Genomic DNA, 6,000 nt, shown 5'->3' with positions numbered 1-6,000 from the left:
GGGGGGGGTGGGGGGGGGAAGAAGTCGTCGTCGTCGCCGCCGGGGAGGCCGGACGAGGGGCCATAGCCGGGAGGGGTGCTCATCGGGGGGCCCTCGGGTTGGGGGAAAGAGCGGGGGTGGAGATCGGAGATCGAAGATCGGAAATCAGAAGTCAACGCCGTGATGACGGATTCGGGCGTCCCAGTCGCGGGCGGTGACGCGCCCGGGGTTCCAGCGGATCGAGACGCGATCGGGTTCCAGGGGGAGGAGGAACGGGAGCGCCTCGAGCGAGGGATGCCAAGAGCCCGGGCTCGGCCATCGGCCATCGGCCATTCTCGGATCGAGGACGCGGTCGGGCAACGCGGGTTCTCAGACCGTTTTCTTGTCGAGGACGAACCGGGCGAGCCGGTCGAGGTTGATGTGGGGGGGCACCTTGATGCGGGCTCGGGGCAGCGAGGGCTCGGGGCGGGGGAAGCGGAAGCGGCCGGGGTCGAAGTGGTCGGGCCAGTCGTCGGGGAGCCGGGAGACGGGGGCCTTCACCTCGCCCCGGGGGGTGTTGTAGCGGAGCATGTCGGGAGGGTCGCCGGGCTCGCTCCAGGTGGAGTTCACCGCGGCGACGATCAGGTGTTCGACGGTTAGATGCTTGGTCGCCAGGTGGGGGCGGATGATCGGTCGGGTGAGGCGGGAGAGCAGATCGAGCAGCCGGTCGCGGTCATCGCGCACGACGCGGTCGGCCTTCGTGGCGACGAAGGCGACCCGACGGACGTGCTCGAGCCTGGTGAGGCCGAACGACAGCGCCGACACCGCCGCCGCGTAGAGCTGTCTGCCCGGCGACAGGCCCGGATCGACGTAGGAGAGCACCTGCTCCAGGAACGCCCGGTTGGCGTTGACCATGCCGTGGCCCCCTTCGAGCAAGACGGTCACGTCGACGAGCACGACGAGGTCGTCGCACCGGGCCAGCGCCCGGGCGAACGGCAGCACCAGTTGGGTCCGATACCGCTGGTACCGTTGGGCGAAGGCGGCGGCCAGTTCGGGAGCACGCTCCCGGACGTCCGCCGGCAGCGGGGCGAACTGCTCGGAGCTGGACAGCCCGCAGGTGCCCCGCTCGGCCTTCCGCCGGATCGCTTCGGCGACCGAGCAGGGCGGGCTTGGGCCGAGTCGGGCGTCGATGGGGACGCCCTCCGGGTCGAGCACGAAGCTCGATGGCGAGATGAACGGCATGAACCGCGAGTGCAAGGTCGCCAGCAGCGTCCGGTAGGCGAGCAGCACGTCGTCTTCGGCCAGGTTGCGGCCGAGGGTGTCGAAATACGGCCGGGCGACCTCGGCGAACTCGGCGAACTTGCGGAAGACGCCGAGCACGGTGTCGCTCCACCCCTCGAACGTCGGGTGCCGGGCGATCACCATGTCGGCCAGCCGTTCACCGGGCAGGTCGACCAGCGACAGATCGATCGTCCACCAGCTCTTCCGGCCGATGACCAGCTCGGCTCGGTATTCGCTCAGGCGGTCGGTTTTGGCGGGCCAGTCGGCCACGCTCAGGCGGTTGTAGTGGTCGTCCACGTCGAACCGCTCGGCGCAGAGGGCCGGCGGCAGCTCGTCGAGGAGGGTCAGCTCGTCGTCGGAGCCGCTGGGGTCCAGCGGCAGGCGGTCGGGGTCGTGATTCCTCAGGTGGGCGATCAGCGAGGTCAGCAGCACCGTCTTGCCGCTGTAGAACAGTCCGACCAGGCCCACGGAGCGTCGGGAGCGGAACGGCTGGCGGCGGAGCGGGTGGATCATCTCGGGGGGCTCGGGTCGACCTGGGGCGGCGCCGATGGCCGCCGATCGCGGCGACGGTCGCGATCGGGACGCGGCGGGCCTTCATGGTCGCGTTCCGGGGCTCTGGCATCAAGCTCCGTTGCCGCGATCGGTCCCGGCGGCGAAGCCGGTACGCGGGGCCTCCCGGCATCGGATCGGCGTGCTGGCTCTTGAGCGGGGACGGCACACCGCGACCGTCGCTGGCACGGTCGAGTGGGGAAGGTCGGCTCCCTGGCCGAGGCCGCGTCGGGATGAGGGCGCCGACCGAGGGCCGGTCAGCGGGGGGCCGGGGGCTGGCTGACGAGCTGGACGAAGGCCTCCCGGACTCGGGCGGCCTGCTCGGGGGAGGCGATCAGGACGCGGTGGGGGCCGTCGGGCTCGGGCTCGAAGCGGGTGTGGCCGTCGTCGGCGATGGACACGAGCCCGGGGGGGGAGAGGTCGAAGTAGCCGCGGTCGGGCTCGACGGCGAACAGGACGCTGGTGAGGTCCCAGGTGGGGCGCTCGTGCGGCGGGGGCTCGTAGAGGCGGTAGGCCTCGGCGATGGGGTGATGGGCGAGGTAGGAGAAGTCGCGCTCGATGCTGACGGCCGGATAGGGGATGGCGATGCCGATCTCGAAGCCGCTGAAGACGATGGGCGTCGGCCAGTCGCGCACCAGGGCGCGGGCGGCGTCGAGGTCCTGGACGATGTTGTACTCGCCGAAGCGGGGCTTGCCGTCGATGGGGGCGAAGGCCCCTGCCATGACCGACAGCAGCCGGACCTTCCGCGCCGCCAGGTCTCGGCCGGAGAGCGGCGAGGAGTCGTCGGGGCCCGAGGCGAGCAGCCGGGCGAGGTTCGTGGAGAAGCCGACCTGGGCGATCACCACCGAGCCGTCCGGCTGGTCGGCCAGGACGCGACGGAGCAGGGAGACGGCCTCGGGGGCGTCGGCGCCGGAGCGGAGGTCGTGCGGGTAGCGGAGGTTGCCCGGCCCCTCCTCCTCGGCGGCGAGGCCCAGGAACTTGCCCGGCTCGGGGGTCTTGCCGCCCCTCACGACGCCGATGGGGATGTCCCCCCTGCCATAAACGTGGTTGATCGCGTCGACCAGCGGGGCGGCCAGCTCGTGATCCTTGGTCACGGTCACCGCCAGCAGCTCGCACTTGCCCCGAGACTGGAGGGCGTGGATCAGGCCGAGGGCCATGGCGTCGTCGACGTCGTTGCCGATGTCGGTGTCGAAGATCAGCCGGACGGGCTTCCGCTCCTCGGCGCTGGCCGGGGCCGGGGGGGCGGTCAGGAGCAGCAAGGAGAGGAGGGTGGTGATCATCGGAAGGGCGGGCTCGGGGGTTGAGAATGCGGGCTCCCGGCGATTGAGGGCGGCCGAAGGCGGAAGGCGGTCGGCGGAGTCCGAGTGTTGGCTGCCGAGGGCCGTCCGGTCATCCAGCATCCGCCATCGGGCATCGGCCATCAACCATCGGGTATCGGGCCGCAGGAATCCTACCGCCTTCGGTCGCCCCTCGGACGGTTATCGAGGCCGGGCGTGGGGCCAGTGAAGCTCGACGCCCCGGGAGGAGAGCAGCGCCTGGAACGCGCGCAGGTGATCGGGGGTGTTGCGGACGGCCCGGGGGGAGAGGCCGCGGTCGAGGCAGAAGGAGGCGAGGGTGCCGGCCGCCTCGCCGATGGCCCACTCGACGGGATGGAGGCGGTAGCAGCCGTTGGTCAGGTGCGTGGTGCCGAGGTTCTTGCAGGCGGGCAAGAGGTTCTTGACGCGGACGGGGATCAGGGCGCCGAGCGGGATCTCGAAGGGGAGCGAGCTGACGTCGATATAGTTGTCTCCCCCGGTGCTGGGGTGCAGGTCGATGCGGTAGCTGCCCACGCCGACGCTGTCGGGGAAGGTGGCCTCGGCCACGTCGGGGCCGTCGGCGGCGCGACGGGCCTCAGTGCCGACGTGGCGCTCAAGCACGGTGAACTCGGCGGTGATCCGGCGCGATTCCCGGATGTAGGGGGCCTTGGCCAGCCCGTCGGCCGAGCCGACCAGGTCCGGCCGCGGCCGAAGGCCGGGCCAGCCGAGCCCGCCGTCGGGGCGGGGGCATTCGGTCTGGAGCCAGTAGAGGAGCGACAGGCTGAGCTGCTTCGCCCGCTCGAGGTGCCGAGCGGCCTCGTCGGCCGTCACGCCGATGATCGGGCCGAGCAGGTAGTCGTTCTGGGGCCAGTTGACGATCGTCACGCCGTGGGAGCCGGCGAAGACGTCGGGACGGAAATGGGCGGGGTCGAGGATGCGGCGATACGTCCACCAGCCGGAGGCGTTGCTCGTCGGGTCGAAGGGCAAGGTGCGCGGTTGGAGGGTCTGGGGGTTGCTGTACGTCAGGCTCAACAGCGGGCCGGGCCAGGGCGGGGAGAGGTCGGGGACGAACTCGCGCCAGAATGCGTACTCGGCGGGGCGGTCGATCGTGTGGTCCTCCCCCGGCCGGTGCTCCAGGGGGAAGCAGACGGTGAGGGCCTGCTGGTTGAGCGGCTCGGCCGTCTCGGGGGCAAAGCGGTCCCCGGTGACGGAGGCGGCCTCGAAGCCGACGACGTGCTCGACGCCGGCCAGCTCGAGCAGGTCGCCCAGCTCGGTGGCGTCGAGGATGTACGGGGCGGCGAGGGTGCGACGATCTCCCGAGTTCGCGTCTCGGACGGTGACGCCGCGCACGAGGTCCCCCTCCACCTCGGCCGAGACCGGCTCGTGTTCGAGCAGCACGGTCAGCCGGCCGCTCGACGCGAACGGGGCGAGCATTTCCGTCAAGGCCCACAGAAACGCCTTCGGCTCGGCGCAGAGGGCCGAGACGGAGCCGTTGCCGGGGTCGAGGTGGCGGGCGTCCCGGGCGTCGGCGGTCAGGGGGTAGTTGCGTCGGTAGAAGGATCGGGTGCGGTTGCGCAGCTCGGCATACGAGGCGTTGCGGCCGAACTGCTCGATCCAGGGGTGCTCGTCCGGCGGGACGGCCTGGCTGGTGAGCTGGCCGCCGACCCAGTCGGTGGCCTCGGTCATCACGACCGTCTTGCCCAGCCTCAGGGCCGCCAGCGCCGCCGAGCAGCCCCCCAGGCCGCCGCCGATGACGGCCACGTCGGCCTCGATCTGCCGGCCCCGGTACGCCGCCGCCTCGGCGGCGGGGCGGCCCGATCGGGCGGCCAGCAGCGCGGCCAGCCCGGAACTGCTGGCGGTCAGGAAGCGGCGACGGTGCAGGACGGTTCGTCGATCAGACATGAGCGTGGACCGCGAGAGGGCTGGGAAGTTACACTCAGGCCCGGATCGAGCCGGCCGGCCCGATCCGGGTCGATCGTCGTCAGTCGTTGCGAGAGTGGCGGAACTGGCAGACGCGTGGGATTTAGGTTCCCATGCCGAAAGGCGTGAGGGTTCGAGTCCCTCCTCTCGCATCAGCCGTCCGATCCCGGTGGATCGCCGGGATCGGACGGCGCCTGCTCCGGTTTCCGCGAGAGGGTGATCGTCCGCACGTCCTCGGTGAAGGCCTCCGGTCGGGGGGTGGGGCCGTCTCGCCGGGCGATGCCGAGACAGATGCGGAGCGAGGAGCCGTCAAGCTCGTAGATGGAGAGCACGGGGCGGTCGGACTGGCCGTCGTCGGGGATCCAGTCCATCGCTCGGGGGGTGACGGTCTCGTCGAGCCGGACGAGGCCGGAGGCGGAGAAAACCTCCTGACCGTCGGGGCCGAGCAGGACGAAGCGGGCGGAACGGCCCTGGATTGAGAGCGAGGCCCTCAGCAGGCCGTTCGGGCCGACGGCGCCGGACCACTCGCCTTGCATGGCGAGCAGGTCGCCGTCGACGGCTTGCTCCTCCTGCCTGCGGTGGTAGACCCGCAGGCTGGGATAGCGGCCCCGGCCGGCGGCGAGGGTGTCGGGGAGGCCGCCGCCGGGGGCGGCGGTGCAGACGGTGAGGGTGTCGCCGTCGAGCCGGTAGCGGGCCGGGGCGTCGGGGATGGCCTCGCCGTCGGGGCCGACGACCTCGATCCAGTCGAGCCGCCCCGGATCGCTCGAATCATCGGCGAGCAGTCGCCCCCGGAAGGTGAACTCGACGCCGGGGGCGGTTGCGACGACCTGCTCGAAGCGGTCGCCGTTGATGGTCAGGGTGACGATCACCTCGCCGGTCGGCCCGGCCTCGGCCCGCCAGGAGCCTTGGAGGGGGGCCAGGGCGTCGGCGGGGTCGTCGGCGGGCGGCAGGGCGGAGGCGGCGGTCATCAGGAGCAGTGGAAGCATGGGGCGGGTCC

4 protein-coding genes and 1 tRNA gene are annotated in these 6,000 nt (G+C 71.8%); 1 reads left to right on the top strand and 4 read right to left on the bottom strand.

Annotated features, from left to right (window positions below; all coding sequences use genetic code 11):
- Positions 1–348: 348 nt before the first annotated feature.
- The 3 genes from TsocGM_RS21345 to TsocGM_RS21335 all read right to left on the bottom strand — a co-directional run bounded on the left by TsocGM_RS21345 (position 349) and on the right by TsocGM_RS21335 (position 4,985).
- Positions 349–1,752: a YcjX family protein gene (locus TsocGM_RS21345; RefSeq protein ID WP_126727493.1), complete on the bottom strand. Its 1,404-nt coding sequence runs from the start codon at positions 1,750–1,752 to the stop codon at positions 349–351.
- 293 nt (positions 1,753–2,045) lie between these two features.
- Positions 2,046–3,068 carry a nucleoside hydrolase gene (locus tag TsocGM_RS21340; protein WP_126727492.1) on the bottom strand — a complete coding sequence of 341 codons (1,023 nt, stop codon included), beginning with the start codon at positions 3,066–3,068 and terminating at the stop codon, positions 2,046–2,048.
- A 198-nt stretch (positions 3,069–3,266) separates the two neighbouring features.
- Positions 3,267–4,985 (bottom strand): FAD-dependent oxidoreductase, encoded by a 1,719-nt coding sequence (locus TsocGM_RS21335; protein ID WP_233579082.1) that lies wholly within the window; start codon positions 4,983–4,985, stop codon positions 3,267–3,269.
- A gap of 88 nt (positions 4,986–5,073) precedes the next feature.
- Here TsocGM_RS21335 and TsocGM_RS21330 point away from each other — a divergent pair.
- Positions 5,074–5,155, top strand: a tRNA-Leu gene (locus TsocGM_RS21330).
- On the opposite strand, the gene TsocGM_RS21325 is transcribed toward TsocGM_RS21330, so the two are convergent.
- A complete protein-coding gene (locus TsocGM_RS21325; RefSeq protein ID WP_126727491.1) occupies positions 5,156–5,989 on the bottom strand; it encodes a hypothetical protein in 834 nt (277 codons plus the stop codon). It abuts the tRNA gene before it with no gap.
- Between the last annotated feature and the right edge of the window lie 11 nt (positions 5,990–6,000).

Origin of the sequence: Tautonia sociabilis, from assembly GCF_003977685.1 — a bacterium.
Taxonomy (GTDB): Bacteria; Planctomycetota; Planctomycetia; order Isosphaerales; family Isosphaeraceae; genus Tautonia; species Tautonia sociabilis.
The sequence above is the reverse complement of the archived record's forward strand: the minus strand, read 5'-3'. Positions and strand labels throughout refer to the sequence as shown.

What these genes read in the sequence shown, in the direction of transcription:
- TsocGM_RS21345 (WP_126727493.1), bottom strand. Translation starts at nt 1,752, where the DNA reads ATGATCCACCCGCTCCGCCGCCAGCCGTTCCGCTCCCGACGCTCCGTG.
- TsocGM_RS21340 (WP_126727492.1), bottom strand. Translation starts at nt 3,068, where the DNA reads ATGATCACCACCCTCCTCTCCTTGCTGCTCCTGACCGCCCCCCCGGCC.
- TsocGM_RS21335 (WP_233579082.1), bottom strand. Translation starts at nt 4,985, where the DNA reads ATGTCTGATCGACGAACCGTCCTGCACCGTCGCCGCTTCCTGACCGCC.
- TsocGM_RS21325 (WP_126727491.1), bottom strand. Translation starts at nt 5,989, where the DNA reads ATGCTTCCACTGCTCCTGATGACCGCCGCCTCCGCCCTGCCGCCCGCC.